This is a genomic window from Amycolatopsis balhimycina FH 1894 (assembly GCF_000384295.1).
Classification (GTDB): Bacteria; Actinomycetota; Actinomycetes; order Mycobacteriales; family Pseudonocardiaceae; genus Amycolatopsis; species Amycolatopsis balhimycina.
This window is the reverse complement of sequence record NZ_KB913037.1, coordinates 4,993,990-5,014,331: the sequence shown is the minus strand read 5'-3', so window position 1 is coordinate 5,014,331 and position 20,342 is coordinate 4,993,990. Positions and strand designations below refer to the sequence as shown.

Genomic DNA, 20,342 nt, shown 5'->3' with positions numbered 1-20,342 from the left:
GACGCCCGATGAGCGCACGGGAATGGATCGGTAAGGACTTCTACCGTGAGCTGGGCGTCTCCTCCGACGCCACCGCGGACGAAATCAAGAAGGCCTACCGGAAGCTGGCCAAGGAGAACCACCCGGACGCGAACGCCGGCAACGCGCAGGCGGAGCAGAAGTTCAAGTCGGTCTCCGAGGCCTACGGCGTGCTCTCCGACGCGAGCAAGCGCAAGGAGTACGACGAGGCGCGGCGGCTCTTCGGCGGTGCGGGCGGGTTCAACTTCCCGGGAAGCGGAAGCGGGGGCACCGGCAGCTTCGACGTCGGCGACATCTTCGGCCAGGCCGGCGCCGGTCAGCAGGGCGGTTTCGGCGGGCTCGGCGACATCCTGGGCGGTATCTTCGGCCGCGGCCGGGCGTCGGCGGGCGCGACGGCGAACCGGCCGCAGCGCGGTGCCGACGTCGAGACGGACGTCCGGATCGACTTCACCGAGGCGGTCAAGGGCGCGACCCTGCCGCTGCGGCTGTCGAGCCCGGCGACCTGTGCGACGTGCAGCGGCAACGGCGCGCGACCGGGGACGTCGCCGCGGACCTGCCCGACCTGTTCCGGTTCGGGGCTGGTCAGCCGCAGCCAGGGCGCGTTCGCGTTCTCGGAGCCGTGCCGTGACTGCCGCGGCCGCGGGACGATCATCGACGACCCGTGCCCCGAGTGCGGCGGCGAAGGCATCAGCACGCGGACCCGCACGCTGACCGTCCGGATCCCGCCGGGCGTCGACGACGACCAGCGGATCCGGCTGGCCGGCCAGGGTGAACCGGGCCGGGGCGGGGCGCAGGCGGGCGACCTGTACGTCCGGGTGCACGTGGCTCCCCACGCGCTGTTCGGCCGCAAGGGGCTCGACCTGACGATCACCGTGCCGGTGGACTTCACCGAACTGACCCTCGGTACGACGATCACGGTGCCGACGCTCGAGGGCAAGGTCTCGCTCAAGGTGCCGCCGGGCACGGCGAGCGGACGGGTGCTGCGCGTGCGCGGCAAGGGCATCGCCAAGCGCGACGGTTCGCAAGGTGACCTGCTCGTCACCCTCCAGGCGGCGATCCCCGCCAAACTGGACGACAAGGCGCGCGAGGCGCTGCAGGCGTACGCGGAGGCGATGGCCGGGCACGACCCCCGGCCGGAGATCACCGAGCTGCTGCAAGGTAGGTGAGACAGATGTTCGGCGGGATGCCCCCTGAGGGGGACGAGGAGACCCCGGTGTTCGTCATCTCGGTGGCGGCTCAGCTCGCCGGGATGCACGCGCAGACCTTGCGCACCTACGACCGGCAGGGCCTGGTGTCGCCGGGCCGCACCTCCGGTGGCGGCCGGCGCTACTCGATGCGGGACATCGCGCTGCTGCGCGAGGTGCAGCGCCTCTCGCAGGAGGACGGCGTCAACCTGGCCGGCATCAAGCGCATCATCGAGCTGGAGAACCAGGTCGACGCGCTGCGGGCCCGCGTCGCGGAGCTGACCGAGGAACTGGCCGCGGCCTACGTCGCGGCGGACCAGGCCGCGGCGGCGGCGCACGCGTCCTACCGCCGGGACCTGGTGCCCCTCAACCAGCAGACGGCGATGGTGGTGTGGCGGCCCAAGCGCCGCTGACGACCGCGCCGCTGAAGACTGTGCCGCTGAAGACTGTGCCGCTGAAGACTGTGCGACGAAGGCCTCCCCGAGGTGACCGGGGAGGCCTTCTCGCGTTCAAGGTGCGCCGCGGGGGGTCACACCTTGAAGTTCAGCAGCTGCCCGACCTCCGCCGTCCGCGACTCGATGACCCGCCGGGCCAGGTCGCGGGCCTCGGCGTTGACTCCGCCGCCGGTGCCGTTCTCCGTCCGGGCCAGTTCGGCCGCCCCTTGCTGCTGTCCGATGAGCACGTCCAGGAACTTGCGGCCGAACTCGGCGTCCGGGGCGGTCTTCAATGCGGACACCAGGTCCGGCGAAGTCATCTTCATGCCGCCGTGACCCGCGTGGGCCTGCGGATCCATGTCCATCGTTTCGGGCGCGGCCCAGCCGCGGAGCCAGCCCTTCATGGTGTCGATCTCGGTCTGCTGGGTCGACCCGATCGCCGCCGCCAGTTCCTTCAGCGCGGCCGGCAACGGCCGGTCGGCGGCCAGCCGGACGATCTCGATGCCCTGCCGGTTCTGCGGGATCAGCATCTGCAGGAACATCACGTCGGCCGCGTTGTACGCGGGTGGGGCGGCCGTCGCGCCGCAGGCGGTCAGCAGCAGCGACGCGACGACCAAGACCAGCCTCACTGACGCTGCCAGAGTGCCGGGGTGTTCGGCGGCTCCCAGCCCGCGATCGCCGTGTGTGCCTGGATGCAGCGGTAGCTCACGCCGCCGTAGGTGACGACGTCGCCGACCTTGTACGCCGTGCCCGCCGCCCACGTGCCACTCGAAGGGGGCGTGGTCGTCGGGGTCGTCGGGGGCGGCCGCGTCGTGGTCGGCGGTGGGGTCGTTGTGGGTGGCGGAGTTCCGCCACCGCCGATCTGGAGGTCGACGCAGCTGTAGAACGCGTTGGTCGTGTCGGAGATGTTCCAGATCGCGAGGACCTTCACCCGGCCCGGATAGCCGGCCAGGTTCACCGTGTGCGACACCGTCGCCGGCGGCTGCTGGTTGTGGCCGTCGAACGACGCGACGAGGGTGTTGCCGACGAAGTACTGGTAGTCCTTTGTGGCGTGGCGGGCGGTGAACACCCAGTTGAACGTCACCGTCGTGCCGACGGACTTGGCGGGCCACGGCTTCGACTCGTCGGAGAGCTCCGAGAAGCGCGCGTTGCCGCCGTCGCAGCTGCGCAGGCCCTTGGGACCTTCGACGCTCTGGGGTTCGTAGACGATGCTGCCGCAGGCCGGGACCTTCCCCGCCGCGCAGTTGGCCTGCCTGCTGGGCGGATCCGAGATGTAGCCGTGGGCGCTCGCGGTGGTGGCGGGGAGGACGACGACCAGCACCGGCGCGAGCAAGACACCGGCAGCGGCCGCGAAGAGCTTTCTGTTCCAGGTCATTTCGGCTCCTCGAGGGGGAACACCGTTGTTCCGGGGGAGGACGAACGAGCACATCGGAGGGATCGATGTGGTCTAGACCATAAGGCGATTCGGGCACAACGGTCAACAAACTGCCGCCGTTCGATGAAAGCTCTGCCCCACTTGGCTCAGTGCGAAGGTCGGGACGGCTGCTGCAGGTGTTCGCCGAAGAAGGACGTCACCCGGTGCCACGCGTCTTCGGCCGACTCGTGGTGGTAGGTGAAGCCGACGACCTTGAGCAGCAGGTTCACCGGGGCCGCCGTGTCGATCTTGTTGGCGAACCCGTGGCTGGCGTCCGGGTACTCCTTGACGTCGTGCGGGATGCCACGCGCGGCGAGCGCCGTCTCGAGTTTCGCCGCGGCGCCACGCAGCCCGAAGTCCTTCTTGCCGAAACTGGCGACGATCGGGCACGCGTCGTCGAGGACCGACAGGTTCTTCGGCAACTGGCCGTAATACGGCGCGGACGCGGAGAACCCGCGCGATGCCGCGACGAGCGCGAAGCCGCCGCCCATGCAGAACCCGGCGATGCCGATCCGGCCCGAGCAGTCCGGCCGCCCGGCGAGCAGCGAACGCGAGGCCTCGATGTCGCCGAACGTGCGGCCCTGGTTGGCGAACATGTCCGAAAACACCCGGCGCACGCAGCGGCGCATGCCCCCGCGCGAATACAGGTCGGGGCTGAGCGCGAGGTAGCCCTCGGCCGCGAAGCGGTCGGTGATGGTTTTCGTGTCCTGGCTCAGCCCGAACGCGTCGTGGATGAGCACCACGCCAGGGTGGGGGCCCGCGCCGGCGGGTTCCGCGAGGTAGCCGCCGATGGTGCCGTCCGAAACCGGAATAGTCATCTCCATATCGGTGAAGATAGACCAGAATCCGGTGGTTCGGCTGGAGCGGCTGAGAGTCTCTCAGCGCATTCCGGGCAAAGCTCAGTCCAGCGTAAACGGGTCGTAGGATATTCGTTCCAGGTCGACCCCCCTGTCCAGCAGCTTCGCGACGGTCGCCTGGATCATCGCCGGCGAACCGGAAACGAGGACGTCGTGGTCCTGCCACGTGCCCCGCTGGGTCACGGCGTGGGCGAGCGTCCCCCGGTCGCCGCCGGTCACGGCGCCTTCCTCCGTGACCGGCGTGACCGTCAGCCACTTGGACGTCGCGGCCAGCCGGCGCAGGTTCTCCAGCGCGTACAGGTCTTCCGGTCTTCGGCCCCCGAAGAACAGGTGCACCGGCGGGTTCCGCTTCCAGCGGGAAAGGTCGTCGAGGACCGCCAGCAACGGCGTGATCCCGGTGCCGCCGCCGACCATGAGCAACCGCCGTTTCGCCGTGGCCGGCCGCACGTTCAGCACGCCCATCGACGGCCCGAGGCGCCAGACGTCACCCGGCCTGGTGTGGTTGACGATGCTTCCGCTGACCCAGCCGCCAGGCACGGCGCGCACGTGGAAGGTGAGCTGACCGTCGCCGCGGGGCGCGTTCGCCGGCGAGAGGTACCGCCAGAACCGGGGCCGCTGCGGCACTTCCACGCTGACGTACCCGCCGGGACGATACGGCAGGAGACCGTCGGTGCGCACCTTCACCAGTGCGACGTCGCGGGCGAGCTTCCGGTGTTCCAGCACGGTCGCCGCCCACGCCGCCGGCCCGGTCTCCGCCAGGGCGGCCTCGCGCATGGTCTTGGCGATGAGCCCGTACGCCGCGGTCCACGCGGATTCCACCTCGGTGGTCCACTTTTCCTTGAGAAACCGTTTCAGCGCCGCGATCAGCGCGACCCCGACGGCGTCGTAGTGGCGGCCGACGACGGCGAACTTGCGGTGGTCGCGGCCCAGCTGCCCGAGGAAGGTGACCAGCTCGTCGGGCCGGTCGACCATCTGCACCACGTACACGAGGGCGCGCAGCAGCCTGCCTCGCTGGGTCGCCATGGCGACCGGGAACAGAGCGCGGCAGTCGGGGGCGACCACGAACAACGCGGCGTAGAAGTACTGCGCGAGTTCGTCGGCTTTCGGTTCGATCTGCGCAAAACTTTCACGAATCAACCGGGCCATCTCTCGGCCTTCCACAGCCGAAACGGGAAGCGTTTCGGGCATTGCGGAGATCTTCACGGATTCAGCGTTCATCGGGAACGGTAATCTCCAGTCCTGCAAAGACTTTTGCGCCGTGCATGCGGCGTCGCTGTCGCGGTACCGCCCCCGAGGGTTCCCGACTGTAGGCGAATTCCCGTGCAGATGCGCGTGATTCCGCGCGTTCCGCTCGAACGGAGCAATTCAAGTACGCCCGGTGAGCCCCATCTGTCGCAGCGTAAAAATGATCACGGCGTCGATTCATCCGTTATTGGTTGCCGATTTCCGAAGCGTAACGAAATCATTCACCGGACGGTGGATTGCCGCTGGGCAGATGGTGGTTAGTCGATCGTGAACGGGTCGTACTGGATCTGGTCCAGCGCGCTGCCCGCGACCAGCATGCGCGACACCGTCGCGCGGATCATCGCCGGTGAGCCGGACACGAGGATGTCGTGGCCGGGCCAGGCGCCGTACCGCGTGACGGCCTCCGCCAGCGTGCCCTGTTCGAACCCGGGGACGTCGCCGCCGCGCTCCACCACCGGCGTGATGGTCAGCCACGGGTTGATGGCCGCGAGCGCGCGCAGTTCCTCGAGGTCGTAGAGGTCCTCGCGAGCCGGCCCGCCGTAGAACAGGCGCGTCTTCGGGTTCTCGCCCCACAGCGCCAGGTGGTCGAGGATCGCCCGCAGCGGCGCGACGCCCGTCCCGCCGGCGACCATCAGCACGCCCCGCGACGACTCCCGGTCGACCGCCATCCGGCCCAGCGGCGGGCCGAGGCGCCAGACGTCGCCGGGCTGGGTGTGGCTGACGATGGCGCGGGAGACCCAGCCGCCGTCGATCGCGCGGACGTGGAACTCGATGCCGCCGTCTTCCCGCGGCGCGTTCGCCGGCGAGAAGTACCGCCACAACCTCGGCCGCTGCGGCACTTCGACGCTCACGTACTGGCCCGGGTGGTAGGGCACCGGCTGGTCGGGCCGCAGCCGGACCAGGGCGAGGTCCCAGGTCAGCCGCCGGTGCTCGACCACGGTGGCCTGCCACGACCGGGGGTTCGTGTCGGACGCGGCGGCGTCCTGCATGGCCCGGGCGGCGATGGTGAACGCCTCGGCCCAGGCCCGTTCGACCTCGGGCGTCCAGCCCGGGCCGAGGTGGTTCTTGAGGGACGCCAGCAATGCGGTGCCGACCGCTTCGTAGTGGCGGGGCACGACGCCGAACTTGCGGTGGTCGCGCCCCAGCTGGCGCAGGAACGGCGCGAGGTCGTCGGGCCGGTCCACCATCTGCACGATGTGCACGAGCGCGCGCACCAGCCTGCCGCGCTGGATCTCCATGTTGATCGGGAAGAAGTCGCGCGTGGTCGGAGCGAGGGTGAACAGCATCCCGTAGAAGAACTGGGAAATGTCGGCGATGTACGGCTCGGACCTGGCCCAGCTGTCCCGGATGAGCTGGACCATCGCCGTGACGGCCGGGGGAGCTTCGCGCGGCGCCGAAGACCTGGGGAGCGGGCTGACCGAGTCGGCTGTCATGGGCGGGTGTTCACGGGTCGGTTGAGCTGTGGCACCCCGTCACGCACCGCCGGCCGGGGCGCGGCGACGGCTCTTCCGCTCACGGCCGCCTCCTGGGTCCATCGCCACTGCTTCCACCTCGTCACTCGAACGTGCCGCTCGCACGGCCCGTCCGCAGGGTAGCGGCCGGGCAGCCTTTTGCCCGCATTGTTGCTCCGACCGGGTGTATCGGCCCCGGTCACGGCGTGGGCGACCTCACCGGGCAGATGGTTGTCTTCGGCAAGCGTCCGGCAATAAACTTGTATTGCACAACTAAGGGAGGTGCCGAGATGGGCTTCGGCGACAGCGACAGCGACGAGGACGTCCGGGTCGACCTCATGCGCGAGCTGAAGACCGCTTCCCAGCTCCAGCACGCCTGGATCATGCAAGCCTGGCAAAGCGAACCGGGGCTGCATCCGGCGGCCGCGATGCTGCTCTCGGACCTGCTGAAGAACGGCGAGGCGCGGCCGTCCGAGCTCGCGAAACGCCGGTTCGTCGACCTGTCGGTCGTGAGCAGGCAGATCACCCAGCTCTCCGCCGCCGGGCTGATCGATCGCCGTCCCGCGCCCGAAGACGGCCGGGCGTCGCTGGTGAGCGTGTCCGAGAAGGGCCGGGCCGAGCTCGCCCGCTGGCGTGCCAACTACCTCGAGTTCATGGAGAAGGCGCTCGGCGGCTGGGACGACGAGCGCGTCACCGACCTCACCGGGCGGCTCGCGGAGATGAACACCGACCTCCGCCGGGCTCTCGGCAGCGCCGCCGACTTGGCTGACACGACCAAGTGACGCCCGTGGCCAAGAGGCACACTGGAAGTGGCTTTTTGCCCTTCGGAAAGTGTCCGTTCGGTCCTGACTTGGGGCCATTCGTCAGGGTTAACGTCGGTGGGTGACGCGTAGCCGGGTCGCACTGCTGTGCGCGCTGGGGATCGACAACTTCGGCTCAGGGTTGTTCCTCCCGTTGGCGCTGGTCTACGTGACACAGGTCGTCGGCGTGCCGCTGGCGATGGCGGGTACCGCCGTCACCCTCGGTGCGGTAGGAGGGCTCGTCGTGCCGCCGCTGGCCGGCCGGCTGGTGGACCGCTTCGGGCCGCGCGCCGTGGTGATCGTCGCCCAGCTGCTGCAGGCCGGCGGCGCCGGCGCCTACCTCATCGCCGACGGTCCCGGCCCGGTGGTGGCCGCGGCGGTCCTGCTCGCCGCCGGCCAGCAGCTCTTCTACAGCTCCCTGTTCGTGTTCATCGCCGACGTCGCGGGCGACGTCCCGAAGGATCGGCCGTTCGCCGAGGTGGGGATGGTGCGGGCCGGCTGCTTCGGCCTGGGCGGTCTCGCGGCGGGTGCGCTCCTGACGTGGCTCGGTACCGCCGGCTACCGCATCGCACTCGCTGTCGACGCCGTGACGTTCTTCGTGGCCGCGTCGATCCTCGCCGCTTTCGTCGAGCTCGCACGGCCGCACCGGCAGGTCTGCACGCCGTCGGCCCGGGTGCTGCGCGACCGGCCGTATCTCGCGTTGATCCTCTTCAGTGGCCTTTTCGGGCTCTCGCTCGACTTCTTCCTGATCGGGACGCCGGTGTTCGTGCTCGACCGGCTGCACGGCCCGGCCTGGCTGCCGGGGGCGATCCTCGCGCTGCTGACCGTGGTGACCAGCGTCGGCGGCACGCTCGCGCTGCGGCTCACCGCCCGGCTGAACCGGATCGCCGCGATGCGGGTGGGGTCGGCGTTGTTCGCCGTCTGGTGCCTGGTCAGCCTGGGTGTGCTGCTCGTGCCCGGCGACTGGCGCGTGGCGTACCTGCTGGCCTCGACGCTGGTGTTCGCCGCCGGTGACCTGGTCTTCGGGCCGCGGTCGGGGGCACTGGCCGAGGCCGCGGCACCTCCGGTCGCCCGCGGCCGTTATCTCGCCGCGTACCAGTACGCGTTCACCGTGGCGCAGGTGATCGCGCCCGTCGTGGTGGCGTTGTTCGCCGTTGCGGACTGGTTACCCTGGGTGCTGGTGGGGGCGTGTGCCGGTCTCGCCGTGGCCGGGCTCGGGACGTTGGGCACGCGGTTGCCGGCGAGCGCGGTCGCTCCCGGACAGAGTTGAGCGGAACAGACTCAAGTTTTCGTGCGTTAGGGATAGTGTCAGGTCACGGTCAGGCCTGTCACCAGGCGTTTTTGAGTGTTTCAGCGCAGTACCGAGCATGAGGTGAGGGATGGACGCTTTCAACCCGACCACGAAGACCCAGCAAGCGATCTCGTCGGCGGCGCAGGCAGCCACGATGGCCGGCAACCCGCACGTCTCGGCGCCCCACCTGCTGGGCGCCCTGCTGGCGCAGGGTGAAGGGCTCACCGCGCCGCTGCTGACCGCGGTCGGGGCCGACCCGGAGGTGGTGCACAAGGAGCTCGAGCCGCTCATCGCGGCGCTGCCCTCCGCGACCGGCGCGACCGTGTCGAGCCCGCAGTTCGACACCTTCGCCGTCAAGTCGCTGACGCGCGCCCAGAAGCTCGCCACCGAGCTGGGCGACGAGTACGTCTCGACCGAGCACCTGCTCGTCGGGCTCGCGACCGAGGGCGGGCAGGTCGCCGACCTGCTCAAGCGCCACGGCGCGACGCCGGACGCGCTGCAGGAGGCGTTCGCCAAGGTCCGCGGCTCGGCCCGGATCACCAGCGCGGACCCCGAGAGCACGTTCAAGGCGCTCGAGAAGTACGGCGTCGACCTCACCTCGCGCGCCCGCGCCGGCGAGCTCGACCCCGTCATCGGGCGCGACACCGAGATCCGCCGCGTCGTGCAGGTGCTGTCGCGGCGCACGAAGAACAACCCGGTCCTGATCGGCGAGCCGGGCGTCGGCAAGACGGCCATCGTCGAAGGGCTGGCCCAGCGCATCGTCGCCGGCGACGTGCCGGAGTCGCTGCGCGGCAAGCGCGTCGTCGCCCTCGACCTCGGGTCGATGGTGGCCGGCGCGAAGTACCGCGGCGAGTTCGAAGAGCGGCTGAAGGCCGTGCTCAAGGAGATCACCGAGTCCGCGGGCGAGGTTGTCACCTTCATCGACGAGCTGCACACCATCGTCGGCGCCGGCGCGACCGGCGAAGGCGCGATGGACGCGGGCAACATGATCAAGCCGATGCTCGCCCGCGGCGAGCTGCGGATGGTCGGCGCGACGACCCTCGACGAGTACCGCCAGCACATCGAGAAGGACGCCGCCCTGGAGCGGCGCTTCCAGCAGGTGCTCGTCGGCGAGCCGTCGCCGGAGGACACGATCGCGATCCTGCGCGGCCTGAAGGAGCGTTACGAGGTCCACCACGGTGTCCGCATCACGGACGCCGCGCTGGTCGCCGCCGCGACGCTGTCCGATCGCTACATCACCGCGCGCTTCCTGCCGGACAAGGCCATCGACCTGGTCGACGAGGCCGCGTCCAAGCTGCGCATGGAGATCGACTCGCGGCCGGTGGAGATCGACGAGGTCGAGCGCGCCGTGCGCCGGCTCGAGATCGAGGAGATGGCACTCGCCAAGGAGAGTGACGCCCCTTCGAAGGAGCGTCTCGCCGCGTTGCGCGCCGAACTGGCCGAGAAGCGCGAGACGCTGACGGCGCTGACCGCGCGCTGGCAGAACGAGAAGGGCTCCATCGAGCGCGTCCGCGAGCTCAAGGAGCAGCTCGAGCAGCTGCGCGGCGAGTCCGAGCGCGCCGAACGCGACGGCGACCTCGGCAAGGCCGCCGAGCTGCGCTACGGCCGGATCCCCGCGCTGGAGAAGGAGTTCGAAGCGGCCACCGCGGCGAGCGAGGCCAGCCAGCAGAACGTCATGCTCAAGGAAGAGGTCGGCGCGGACGACGTCGCGGACGTGGTCAGCGCGTGGACCGGCATCCCGGCGGGACGGCTGCTGGAGGGCGAGACCGGCAAGCTGCTCCGGATGGAAGAGGAGCTGACCCGCCGCGTCATCGGGCAGGCCGAGGCCGTGCAGGTCGTCGCGGACGCGGTCCGCCGTGCCCGGGCCGGCGTCGCCGACCCCGACCGGCCGACCGGTTCGTTCCTGTTCCTCGGCCCGACCGGCGTCGGCAAGACCGAGCTGGCCAAGGCCCTGGCCGAGTTCCTGTTCGACGACGAGCGCGCGATGCAGCGCATCGACATGAGCGAGTACGCCGAGAAGCACTCGGTGGCGCGCCTGGTCGGTGCCCCGCCGGGCTACGTCGGCTACGACCAGGGCGGCCAGCTGACCGAGTCCGTGCGGCGCCGCCCGTACTCGGTGGTGCTGCTCGACGAGGTCGAGAAGGCCCACCCGGACGTCTTCGACGTGCTCCTGCAGGTCCTCGACGACGGGCGGCTGACCGACGGCCAGGGCCGGACGGTGGACTTCCGGAACACCATCCTGATCCTGACGTCCAACCTCGGTTCGCAGGCCATCGCCGACCCGAACCTGGACGAGCGGCAGCGGCGGGACGCGGTGCTGTCGACGGTGCAGCGGCAGTTCAAGCCGGAGTTCCTCAACCGGCTCGACGACATCGTCGTGTTCCACTCGCTCGGCACCGAGCAGCTGACGTCCATTGTGGACATCCAGGTGGCCAGGCTGGCCGCGCGGCTCGCCCAGCGGCGGCTGCACCTGGAGGTCACCGACGGCGCCCGCGAGTGGCTCGCGCTGAACGGCTTCGACCCGATCTACGGCGCCCGGCCGCTGCGGCGGCTGATCCAGTCGGCGATCGGCGACAAGCTGGCGAAGGAGCTGCTGTCGGGCGAAATCCGGGACGGCGACACGGTGCGCGTCGACATCCCGGCCCTGGAAGCCGCCGACTCGCTGACCGTCACCAAGGTCTGACCCAAGTCCGTGAAGGCCACCTTGAGGAACTTGTAGTTCCTGAAGGTGGCCTTCACGGCGTTCCGGGCGTCCACAGTGGCGTCTTATGGCGATTTGTCGACCCGGGACCGGGTGAATTGGTTCGAATGGGCACGGCGACACGGGTACCGGCGATCATCCCTCCGGCGTAACAGGCGATACCCTGGCGGTCGTGGGTATTCCGGCGTGGATCTGGTTCGTCATCGCCGCCGTCGCGCTGGTGGCGGGGCTGGGGCTGCTCGCGGCCGACCGGGCGAAGGAGGGCTCGCGCAACCGCGAGCGAATGCGCTGGGCACAGTTGCGCGGCTGGCAGTTCGTCGAGGAGGACGAACGGCTGCCGCAGCAGTGGTCGAACGGCGCCATCGGCTACTTCGGCGCGGACGCCGCCGTCAACGTCGTCGCGGGCTCGACCTTCACCTCCGACGGCCGCCGCCCGGTGTTCATCTTCGACATCGAGACCGAGGGCCAGATCCCCGCGGTCGTGGTCGCCGTGCGCTGCAACAAGAAGCACCGGATCCCGATCGAGATGTGGCTGTCCAGCGTGCCGTTCCAGCGCGCCGACATGCCCGAGATGCTCGGCCCGATCGGCTCGCGCTACGCCTTCGCGGACGACGCCGACGGCGCCCGCGTCGTGATCACCCAGGAGCTCGTCGACGCCGCGGACCAGCTCGGCGGCGACGTCGGCGTGGCCTGGCTGGAGAACGAGTGGGTGCTCGCCAGCGTCGCCCCGACCGCGGGGCCGTCGCGGCTCGAGCGGCTGCTCAGGGATCTGGGCGAGATCGCGGACATCGTCGACCCGTTCGACGAGGACTACGACGCCGGCCGCCACCAGGCGAGCGCGCCGATCCCGGCCGAAGCTTCCGTCCCGTCCGAAGCCACCGCCCCGGGCACTCCGGCGGCCGGGACCCCGGTCCAGCAGCCACCCGCGGACGGCCCGCCGAAGCCGAGCGAGAGCTAGAAGCCGACCACCGGCTGGTCGAGCGCGCTGAGCGACCCCGACCGGTCGAGCGTGCCGCGCACCGACGTCGTGCCGCCTTCGGCGTGGACGACGTGGTCGACGCCGAGGTCACCGCGGATCGAGCCCGCCGGCCCGGCCGGGCCGAGGGACTGGCTCGTCTTCGTCCAGCCCCGGGCCGGGCCGAGCTGACCACCCAGTTCGTGCTGCTGGCCCAGGTCGAGTACGCCGGCGAACTGGCCGGTCGCGTGCTGTTCGGACGTCGTGCCGAGCGCGCCCAGCTGACCGAGGTCGACGGCCTGCCCGGACGACCGGCGGGCTGAGAACGCGCCCTGGAGGTCTCCGGTGAATGTACCGCGCAGGCCGGTGTCGGCCTGTTCGGCGTTCTGGCTCAGCACGTCGACGTCGTCGGCCAGCCAGACGCCGTGGTTGGTGCCTTCGCCGACGCCGATCCGGCGCTCGGCGCCGCCGGCGAGGGGCGAGAGCGACAGGCTGCGCGAACCACCTTGACCGAGCCGCTGGTTGTTCGCGGTGACCGCGCGGACGTCGCCGGACCGCAAGGTGTGCCGTCCGGTGCGGGTGAGCGACTCGGTTTCCCGCGACGCGGCCGACGTCTCCGTCTGCCGCTCCTCGCGGTGGGTGGTTGCGGACTCGGCGAGGTCGTTGGTGACAACCGCGCCGGCGACCTCCTTCGCGAGGAAGTCGTGGCGGGTCGCGGTCAGGGTCTCGCGCACTACCGATGAACCGTCCTGGCCCGAAGTCGAGGCGTCGCGCCCGAACGTGCTGTCTTCGCGGTGGTCGAGCGGCAGGGTCAGCTCGGCCGGGCTCGCGAGCGCGGCCGCGGGCGCCGCGAAAAGCAGCGCGACGGGCGCCGCGCCGGCAGCGACTTTGGGCAGATAGCCGCTTTTGCGCCTGCTGTGCTTACCCATGCGCCGGACGATACTTCCCGGTGAATCGCCGCGCACATCCGGCCCTGACCAGCAGGTATGGTTCACCCACATGACCACCACCGCTCTCATCACCGGAGCCACCGCGGGCATCGGTGCGCAGTTCGCCCGCGCGCTCGCCGCCGAGAAATACGACCTCGTGCTCGTCGCCCGCGACACCGCGCGACTGGAGGCGTACGCCGCTGAGCTGCGCGAAAAGCACGGAGTCGCCGTCGAGGTGCTGCCCGCCGATCTGTCCGAAGTGGACGGACGAGCCGCGGTCGAGGAGCGGCTCGCCACCGGGCCGGTCGACCTCCTGGTGAACAACGCCGGGTTCGGGTTGAACGGCGATTTCTGGACGATCCCGCCGGACGCGCTGCAGCGCCAGCTCGACGTCAACGTCACCGCCGTGCTGCGGCTCACCCGAGCCGTGCTGCCCGGCATGATCGAGCGCGGCCACGGCGAAATCATCCAGGTCAGCAGCGTGGCGGGCTTCTTCAGCGGCCGCGGGTCGACGTACACGGCGAGCAAGAACTGGGTCACGTCGTTCACCGAAGGCATCGCCGCGTCGCTGCCGAAGGGTGTCCGGATGATGGCGCTCTGTCCTGGTTTCACGGCGACCGAGTTCCACGAACGGGCCGGCATCGGCAAACCCGGCCCGAAAATCGCCTGGCTGGGTGTCGAACAGGTGGTCGGCGAGGCGCTCGCGGATCTCCGCCGCGGCAAGGTGATCTCCGTGCCGAGCCTGCAGTACAAGGCCGTCGTCGCGATCGGCGGCCTGCTGCCACGCGCGGTGCTGCGCCGGATCAGCGGCGGCTTCGGCGGCAAAGGCCGCACCTGAGTAGGGCTGTCCCTACCGGGAAGACGCGCGTGCGCACCAGGGTGGCCGGGCCGCTGCCTGCCTAGCGTTTTCCCCATGACGAATGAGGCGGTCCGGCTCGAGGCTGTGCGCAAGGAGTACGGCGGAGTGGTCGCGCTGGACGGGGTTTCGATCTCGTTCCCGCGCGGCGGCTTCACCGCGGTGATGGGGCCGTCCGGCTCGGGCAAGAGCACGTTCCTGCACTGCGCGGCCGGGCTCGACCGGCCGACGTCGGGCCGGGTCGTGCTCGACGGCCAGGACCTCGACGGCAAGAACGAGACCTTCCTGACGAAGCTGCGGCGTGACCGCGTCGGGTTCGTGTTCCAGGCGTTCAACCTGCTTCCGGCGCTGACGGTCGAGCAGAACGTCGTGCTGCCGCTGCAGCTGGCCGGGAAGCGCCCGGACAAGCGGCTCGTGGCGCGGATCCTCGCGCACGTCGGCCTCGACGGGCGCCGCAAGCACCTGCCCGGGCAGCTGTCCGGCGGCCAGCAGCAGCGCGTCGCGATCGCGCGGGCCCTGGTCACCGACCCGGCCGTGCTGTTCGCCGACGAGCCGACCGGCGCACTCGACACGCGGACCGCCGCCGAGGTCCTCGGCCTGCTGCGGGAGTCCGTCCGGTCGTCCGGCCAGACGGTGATCATGGTGACGCACGACCCGGTCGCCGCGTCCTACGCCGACGACGTCGTGTTCCTGGCCGACGGCCGGATCGCCGGGCGGCTGGCGAGGCCGACCGCGGAAGCCGTCGCCGAGCGGATGACCCACCTGGGCGCCTGGGACCGGATGGGGGTGCGCGCGTGATGTTCTCCCTCGCGCTCCGCACGGTTCGCCTGCGTAAAGGCGGCTTCCTGGCGACGTTCGTCGCCGTGTTCTTCGGCGCGCTGATCGTCTCGGCGTGCGGTGGCCTGATGGAGACCGGCATCCGGTCCGAGACGCCGGTGCAGCGGCTGGCCGCGGCGCCGATCGTCGTCGGCGGGCAGCAGGCGCTCAAGCTGCCGGAGGACGACCCGGCCACCCTCGACCCCGAAGACAAGCACAAGGACAAGCACAAGTTCGACAACGCGACCCTGCCCGAGCGCGTCCGGCTCGACGAGGCGCTGGCGGGCCGCCTGCGCGCGGTCCCCGGCGTCACCCGCGTCGTCGGCGAGGTCAGCTTCCCGGCGCAGATCGGCTCCGCGAGCGCGCTCGGGCACGCCTGGGATTCCGCCGTGCTCGCGCCGTACGCGCTGAGTGGCCAGGCTCCGCAGCCGGGTGAGGTCGTCGTCGATGCCGCTCTGGCGCGTTCGGGTGGGCTCGCGGTCGGCGACGTGCTGCCGATCGCCGCGCACGGCACTGTCGGCTCGTTCCCTATCTCCGGCATCGCCGAAGCGCCGCAGGCCATGCGGGATTCGGCGCTGTTCTTCGCGCCTTCGGACGCTTCACGGCTGTCCGGCCACCCGGGTCGCTTCGACACCATCGGCGTCTTCGGCGGTGACGTCGCCGCGGTGTCGGCCGCCGTCGGGGACGCCGGGGTCGTGACGACCGGCGTCGGCCGCGGTGCCCTGGAGTTCCCCGAGGTGGGCAAGGGCGGCGAGGACCTGATCGTGCTGGCCGCGGTGTCGGGCGGGCTGTCGGCGATGGTGATGGTGTTCGTCGTCGCGGGCACGCTCACGCTGTCGACCCAGCAGCGCCAGCGCGAACTCGCGCTGCTGCGCGCGATCGGCACGAGCCCGCGCCAGCTGCGGCGGATGGTGCGCGGCGAAGCGCTCGTCGTCGGGCTGCTCGCCGTCGGTGTCGCGGTCGTGCTGGGTCCGGTGCTCGGGAACTGGCTGTTCGACCAGCTCGCGGCGCAGCACGTCGTGCCCGACGTGCTGCGGTTCGAGCAGGGCTGGCTGCCGGCGACGGTCGCCGCGGGCGCGTCCCTGCCGGCCGTCGTGGCGGCTTCCTCCGTGGCGGGCCGTCGTGCTTCGCGGGTCCGCCCGACCGAGGCGCTCGCCGAAGCCGCCGTCGAGCGGCGCTGGCTGACACCGATCCGGGTGATCACCGCGATCCTGTGCTTCGCGGGCGGGACGGCGCTGGCCATCGTCACGGTCGCCGTGATGACCGGCCCGGTCGCGGCCAGCACGGCGGGCCCGGCGGTGATGCTGTGGGCGTTCGGCCTGGCGGCGATCAGCCCGGGCGTCACGAAGCTGACGGCGTCGCTGCTGCGGTGGCCGGTCCAGGCGATCACCGGCGTCAACGGCCGGATGGCGCTGCGCAACACCCGCGTCGGCGCGGTGCGGACGGCAGGCGCGGTCACCCCGATCATGCTCGCGGTCGGCATCGCGACGGCCAACATCTACCTGCAGACCACCCAGGAAGCCGTCTCGAACCAGGCGTACACCGAGGACCTGCGCGCGGACGCCGTCGTCGCCGGGCCGTCCGGGCTCGATTCTTCGGTGCGGGGGCGGGTTTCCGCCGTTCCGGGTGTGGCGGGTGCCTCGGAGTACGTCACGAGCACGGTGTTCGTCGAGAAACCGTTCGACTCCAACCAGGACAAGGACGGCTGGCCGGCGCTCGGCGTCAGCGAGCTGACCGGGAACGCCGTCGAGGTGCCCGCGAAGCTCGGCCGCAACGTCGGCGACACGCTGTCGCTGCGGCTCGGCGACGGCACGCCGGCGGAGGTGCGGGTGGCCGCCGTCGTGAGCCAGCGCCCCGGGTTCGAACGGCTCGTGCTGCCCGCCGAGCTGCTGGCCCCGCACACGACGCTCGGGCTCCCGCCGCAGCTGCTGGTCCGCGCCGCTCCCGGCGTCGACACGGCGTTGCTGACTTCGCGTCTTCGCTCGGCGACCGCGGGGTTGCCGGTGTTCGTCGGCGATCGCGAAACGCTGATCGCGGCGCACGCGAAGGGCGACGAGATCGGCGCGTGGGTCAACTACCTGCTGGTCGGGATGATCATCGCGTACACGGTGATCTCGGTGGTGAACACGCTGGTGATGGCCACCGCCCGGCGGCGCCGCGAGTTCGGGCTGCAGCGGCTGAGCGGGTTCACGCGCGGCCAGGTGCTGCGGATGGCCGGCATCGAAGGCGGCCTGATCGCGGCGATCGCGGTGCTGCTCGGAACGCTGGTGGCGGCGGGCGCGATCGTCCCGTTCTGCCTGGTGGTGACGGGATCGCTGCTGCCGTCGGGCCCGGTGACGATCTACCTGGCCGTGCTCGCGATCGCCGTGGTCCTGTCGCTCGCGGCCATCCTGGTCCCGGCCTGGGCGGCGACGCGCGGGCGTGCGGTCGACGCCACATCCATCGGTGAGTGAGCGGGCTCGTGTGTAAGACTCACCGCCGTGGCGAACCCCGGGTTGGATCAAGCGGCGAAACTCGAACTGGCCAGGCTGGTCACCGATCTTTCCGTGGTGCACGGAAAAGTGACCCTGGCATCCGGCAAGGAAGCCGACTACTACATCGACCTCCGGCGGGCGACCCTGCACCACGCGGCCGCGCCGCTGATCGGCAAGCTGCTGCGCCAGCTGACGGCGGACTGGGACTACGTCGCGGCAGGCGGCCTGACCCTCGGCGCCGACCCGGTAGCGCTGGCAATGCTGCACTCGGCGGCTTCCGACGGCGTCGTGCTGGACGCGTTCGTGGTCCGCAAGGCGGTCAAGGAACACGGCATGCAGCGGCGCATCGAGGGCATGGAGGTCCGCGGCCAGCGCGTACTGGCGGTCGAGGACACGTCCACAACGGGCGGCAGCGTGCTGACGGCGGTGGAGGCGTTGCGCGAAGCGGGCGCGAACGTGATCGGCGTCGCGACGGTCGTCGACCGCGACACCGGGGCGCGCGAGGCCATTGAGAAGGAAGGCCTGGAGTACCGGTACGTCCTCGGCAAGGACGACCTCGGCCTGGACTGACGGCTCGTCGGAGGTCATGAACGACTCGTTCATGACGTCCGACGAGGTGAAAGAGTCTTTCACGGCATCGCGACGCGTACCGTCGAACCAGTACCCGCACGAGGAACCCACCCAGTACCCCGGCAAGCGCCCGCCGGAATTTCCACCCGGTGTGACCCCTCCGTCACCGCCCAGGTGAACGGGTTGCTCCGCTGGGTTAAAAATCACACGGCGGGGCACTCTTGAGGGCGGCCGAACCCCAGCAGCGGAGTAAAGTCGCTGGTAGGGGGATCGGTGGGAGGGGGGTGCGGATGGCGAAGTTCCTGGCCGACGTGACCGTAGCGGTGCACATTCTGGCCCTCGTGCTCATCGGCTTGGGTGGCTTCCTCGCCTGGCGCTGGCCGAAGCTGATCTTCGTCCACGTCTTCGCGGCGGCCTGGGGTGTCCTCGTCAACGTGACGCCCGTGCCGTGCCCGCTCACCGCGCTGGAGAACTACTTCCGCCACCAGCAGGGCCTCGGCGACCTGCCCGGCGGGTTCAACTCCTACTACCTCTACGGCACCGTGTTCCCCCACTCGTGGCTGCCGGCGATCGGCATCATCGCGATCGTGCTCGTCGCCTACTCCTATGTCGGCGTGTACCACCGCTGGCGCCACCGCCACGACGCCCAGGAAACCCACGCGCGCCCCGTCCACCTCGGCTAGGCGACAATCGACAGGTGAGCACAGTGCCCGGCCCCACCGAGTGGGTCAGCCGCGAAGAGGTCGGCGTCGGTCCTTGGCCGGGTGAGTGGCCTTCGGACGAGCGGTACGACCCGGAGTTGCTGCGGGAAGGCGACCGCCGCAACGTCGTCGACGCCTACCGCTACTGGCGCCGCGAGGCCATCGTGTCCGATGTGGACAGCCGACGGCATCCCTTCCACGTCGCGATCGAGAACTTCCAGCACGACCACAACATCGGCACCGTGGTCCGCACGGCCAACGCGTTCGCCGCGGCCGAGGTGCACATCGTCGGCCGCCGTCGCTGGAACCGGCGCGGCGCCATGGTGACCGACCGCTACCAGCACCTGCGCCACCACGACGACGTCGAGACCTTGGTCGCCTTCGCGGCCGAGCGCGGTCTCGCCGTCGTCGCGGTGGACAACACGCCGGGGTCCCGGCCCGTCGAGACGGCCGAGATCCCCCGCGAGTGCGTGCTGCTGTTCGGCCAGGAAGGGCCAGGGCTTTCCCCGCTGGCGCAGGAAGCCGCGTCACTCGTGGTGTCGATCGCCCAGTTCGGCACGACCCGCTCGATCAACGCGGGCGTCGCGGCCGGGATCGTCATGCACGCCTGGATCCGGCAGCACGCCGACCTCGGCCGCGCCTGGTAGGCCCTACAGCCCCCAGCCCCAGCGCAGCTGCGCCACGCCCGACGTGTTGTTGGTCTCCAGGCCGCTGCCGCTCTGCCGCGTGATCGAGTACGTGTCGCCGGACCGCAGGCCGGGCCAGTAGACGACGCCCATCTGCCGCGACCGCGTCAGGTCGGTGGTGGCGGCGAAGTACGCGGTGAAGTTGTTGCCGTCCTGGTGCCCGGCGGAGTAGTCCAGCCCGGTCGTCATCGGGGCGCCGGCCTCGTCGATGATCGTGCGGGAGGAGTACGACCCGAGCCGGTTGCTGAGGTTGGTGGTCCACGCCGAGCGGGTCGTGTCCGAGGCCCAGTAGCCGTAGAAGTGCAGCGACAGCAGCGTGCCGTTCAACGCGCTCGCCGCGCCGACGCCGGTGACGTTGTCGTTGTAGCCGGTGCCGCTGATCACGACCCGGTCGCGGGGGATGTTCGAGTGCCGGGACAGCCACGACGAGCACAGCGAAACCCAGGCGCTCAGGCTGTAGCCGAACGGCTCGTTCATCGGTTCGAAGTACACGCTGCCGTTGCCGCCGTAGTCGGCGGTGACCTTGTCCCACATGGTGTTCCAGGCATTCGTGTCGTCGACGAAGCCGTCCTTGTTCGCTTCCCAGTAGCCGAAGATGACCTTCATGCCGTGGGCCAGCGCCGAGTCGGCGGCGCCCTTGTACCGCGCCCACCAGTCCGAGTTGACGCTCTGCGGGTTGATCGGCAGCCGCACGGTGTTCGCGCCCAGCTTCTGCTGGAAGCCGGTGATGATGCCGTCCGCCTTGCCGCGGACGCTCTCGTAGCTGTCCCCGGCGGCGAGGCCGGTCGGGATCACCCAGCCGTCCACGTAGTTGTCGCGGGCGTCCGCCCAGTTGACGCCGCGGAACGCATTGGTGGCGGCGGAGGCACTCTGCGGGACCACAAGCAGGGGTACAGCGAGTGCCGCGACCATCGCGGACCGTAGCCAGGCGTGAATGCGGGTGCGCTTCATACGAACTCC

Annotated in this window: 19 protein-coding genes; 12 read left to right on the top strand and 7 right to left on the bottom strand. The window is 70.6% G+C overall.

Features of this window, described 5'->3' with window-relative positions; translation table 11 throughout:
• Positions 1-8: 8 nt before the first annotated feature.
• Positions 9-1,184 carry a molecular chaperone DnaJ gene (gene dnaJ, locus A3CE_RS0122400; protein WP_020642352.1) on the top strand — a complete coding sequence of 392 codons (1,176 nt, stop codon included), beginning with the start codon at positions 9-11 and terminating at the stop codon, positions 1,182-1,184.
• Between the two features lie 5 nt (positions 1,185-1,189).
• The gene (locus A3CE_RS0122395) at positions 1,190-1,615 is read left to right on the top strand and encodes a heat shock protein transcriptional repressor HspR (protein WP_020642351.1); all 426 of its coding nucleotides are present in this window, start codon (positions 1,190-1,192) and stop codon (positions 1,613-1,615) included.
• 116 nt (positions 1,616-1,731) lie between these two features.
• Here the strand turns inward: A3CE_RS0122395 and A3CE_RS0122390 are convergent, their stop codons facing one another.
• From A3CE_RS0122390 to A3CE_RS0122370, 5 genes are all read right to left on the bottom strand, one after another.
• Positions 1,732-2,265 (bottom strand): DUF305 domain-containing protein, encoded by a 534-nt coding sequence (locus A3CE_RS0122390; protein WP_020642350.1) that lies wholly within the window; start codon positions 2,263-2,265, stop codon positions 1,732-1,734.
• The gene (locus A3CE_RS0122385) at positions 2,262-3,011 is read right to left on the bottom strand and encodes a lytic polysaccharide monooxygenase (RefSeq protein ID WP_020642349.1); all 750 of its coding nucleotides are present in this window, start codon (positions 3,009-3,011) and stop codon (positions 2,262-2,264) included. The genes A3CE_RS0122390 and A3CE_RS0122385 overlap by 4 nt, the downstream gene beginning before the upstream one ends.
• A 146-nt stretch (positions 3,012-3,157) precedes the next feature.
• Positions 3,158-3,874 carry a dienelactone hydrolase family protein gene (locus tag A3CE_RS0122380; RefSeq protein WP_020642348.1) on the bottom strand — a complete coding sequence of 239 codons (717 nt, stop codon included), beginning with the start codon at positions 3,872-3,874 and terminating at the stop codon, positions 3,158-3,160.
• 75 nt (positions 3,875-3,949) lie between these two features.
• Positions 3,950-5,053 (bottom strand): globin domain-containing protein, encoded by a 1,104-nt coding sequence (locus A3CE_RS0122375; RefSeq protein ID WP_020642347.1) that lies wholly within the window; start codon positions 5,051-5,053, stop codon positions 3,950-3,952.
• A gap of 356 nt (positions 5,054-5,409) precedes the next feature.
• A complete protein-coding gene (locus tag A3CE_RS0122370) occupies positions 5,410-6,585 on the bottom strand; it encodes a globin domain-containing protein (protein ID WP_185839797.1) in 1,176 nt (391 codons plus the stop codon).
• A 308-nt stretch (positions 6,586-6,893) separates the two neighbouring features.
• On the opposite strand from A3CE_RS0122370, the gene A3CE_RS0122365 reads away from it, so the two are divergent.
• The 4 genes from A3CE_RS0122365 to A3CE_RS0122350 all read left to right on the top strand — a co-directional run bounded on the left by A3CE_RS0122365 (position 6,894) and on the right by A3CE_RS0122350 (position 12,353).
• Positions 6,894-7,385 carry a MarR family winged helix-turn-helix transcriptional regulator gene (locus A3CE_RS0122365; protein ID WP_020642345.1) on the top strand — a complete coding sequence of 164 codons (492 nt, stop codon included), beginning with the start codon at positions 6,894-6,896 and terminating at the stop codon, positions 7,383-7,385.
• A 100-nt stretch (positions 7,386-7,485) separates the two neighbouring features.
• The gene (locus A3CE_RS0122360) at positions 7,486-8,673 is read left to right on the top strand and encodes an MFS transporter (RefSeq protein ID WP_020642344.1); all 1,188 of its coding nucleotides are present in this window, start codon (positions 7,486-7,488) and stop codon (positions 8,671-8,673) included.
• Between the two features lie 109 nt (positions 8,674-8,782).
• Positions 8,783-11,377: an ATP-dependent chaperone ClpB gene (clpB, locus tag A3CE_RS0122355; RefSeq protein ID WP_020642343.1), complete on the top strand. Its 2,595-nt coding sequence runs from the start codon at positions 8,783-8,785 to the stop codon at positions 11,375-11,377.
• A 190-nt stretch (positions 11,378-11,567) separates the two neighbouring features.
• Entirely contained in the window at positions 11,568-12,353 is a 786-nt protein-coding gene (locus A3CE_RS0122350) for a type III secretion system chaperone family protein (protein WP_020642342.1), read from the top strand.
• Here the strand turns inward: A3CE_RS0122350 and A3CE_RS0122345 are convergent.
• Entirely contained in the window at positions 12,350-13,279 is a 930-nt protein-coding gene (locus A3CE_RS0122345; RefSeq protein ID WP_020642341.1) for a hypothetical protein, read from the bottom strand. The two genes, A3CE_RS0122350 and A3CE_RS0122345, sit on opposite strands and share 4 nt — an antisense overlap.
• A gap of 70 nt (positions 13,280-13,349) precedes the next feature.
• On the opposite strand from A3CE_RS0122345, the gene A3CE_RS0122340 reads away from it, so the two are divergent.
• From A3CE_RS0122340 to A3CE_RS0122315, 6 genes are all read left to right on the top strand, one after another.
• A complete protein-coding gene (locus tag A3CE_RS0122340) occupies positions 13,350-14,117 on the top strand; it encodes an SDR family NAD(P)-dependent oxidoreductase (protein ID WP_020642340.1) in 768 nt (255 codons plus the stop codon).
• A gap of 75 nt (positions 14,118-14,192) precedes the next feature.
• Complete coding sequence (locus A3CE_RS0122335) at positions 14,193-14,933, top strand: ABC transporter ATP-binding protein (protein WP_020642339.1); 741 nt, start codon at positions 14,193-14,195, stop codon at positions 14,931-14,933.
• On the top strand, positions 14,933-17,404 hold the full coding sequence (locus A3CE_RS0122330) for an FtsX-like permease family protein (protein ID WP_020642338.1): 2,472 nt from the start codon (positions 14,933-14,935) through the stop codon (positions 17,402-17,404). The genes A3CE_RS0122335 and A3CE_RS0122330 overlap by 1 nt, the downstream gene beginning before the upstream one ends.
• Positions 17,405-17,431: 27 nt before the next feature.
• On the top strand, positions 17,432-17,995 hold the full coding sequence (gene pyrE / locus A3CE_RS0122325; RefSeq protein ID WP_020642337.1) for an orotate phosphoribosyltransferase: 564 nt from the start codon (positions 17,432-17,434) through the stop codon (positions 17,993-17,995).
• 290 nt (positions 17,996-18,285) lie between these two features.
• Entirely contained in the window at positions 18,286-18,678 is a 393-nt protein-coding gene (locus A3CE_RS0122320) for a DUF2784 domain-containing protein (protein WP_020642336.1), read from the top strand.
• A 14-nt stretch (positions 18,679-18,692) separates the two neighbouring features.
• Positions 18,693-19,343 (top strand): TrmH family RNA methyltransferase, encoded by a 651-nt coding sequence (locus A3CE_RS0122315; RefSeq protein WP_026468748.1) that lies wholly within the window; start codon positions 18,693-18,695, stop codon positions 19,341-19,343.
• A gap of 3 nt (positions 19,344-19,346) precedes the next feature.
• On the opposite strand, the gene A3CE_RS0122310 is transcribed toward A3CE_RS0122315, so the two are convergent.
• The gene (locus A3CE_RS0122310) at positions 19,347-20,333 is read right to left on the bottom strand and encodes a cellulase family glycosylhydrolase (RefSeq protein WP_026468747.1); all 987 of its coding nucleotides are present in this window, start codon (positions 20,331-20,333) and stop codon (positions 19,347-19,349) included.
• Between the last annotated feature and the right edge of the window lie 9 nt (positions 20,334-20,342).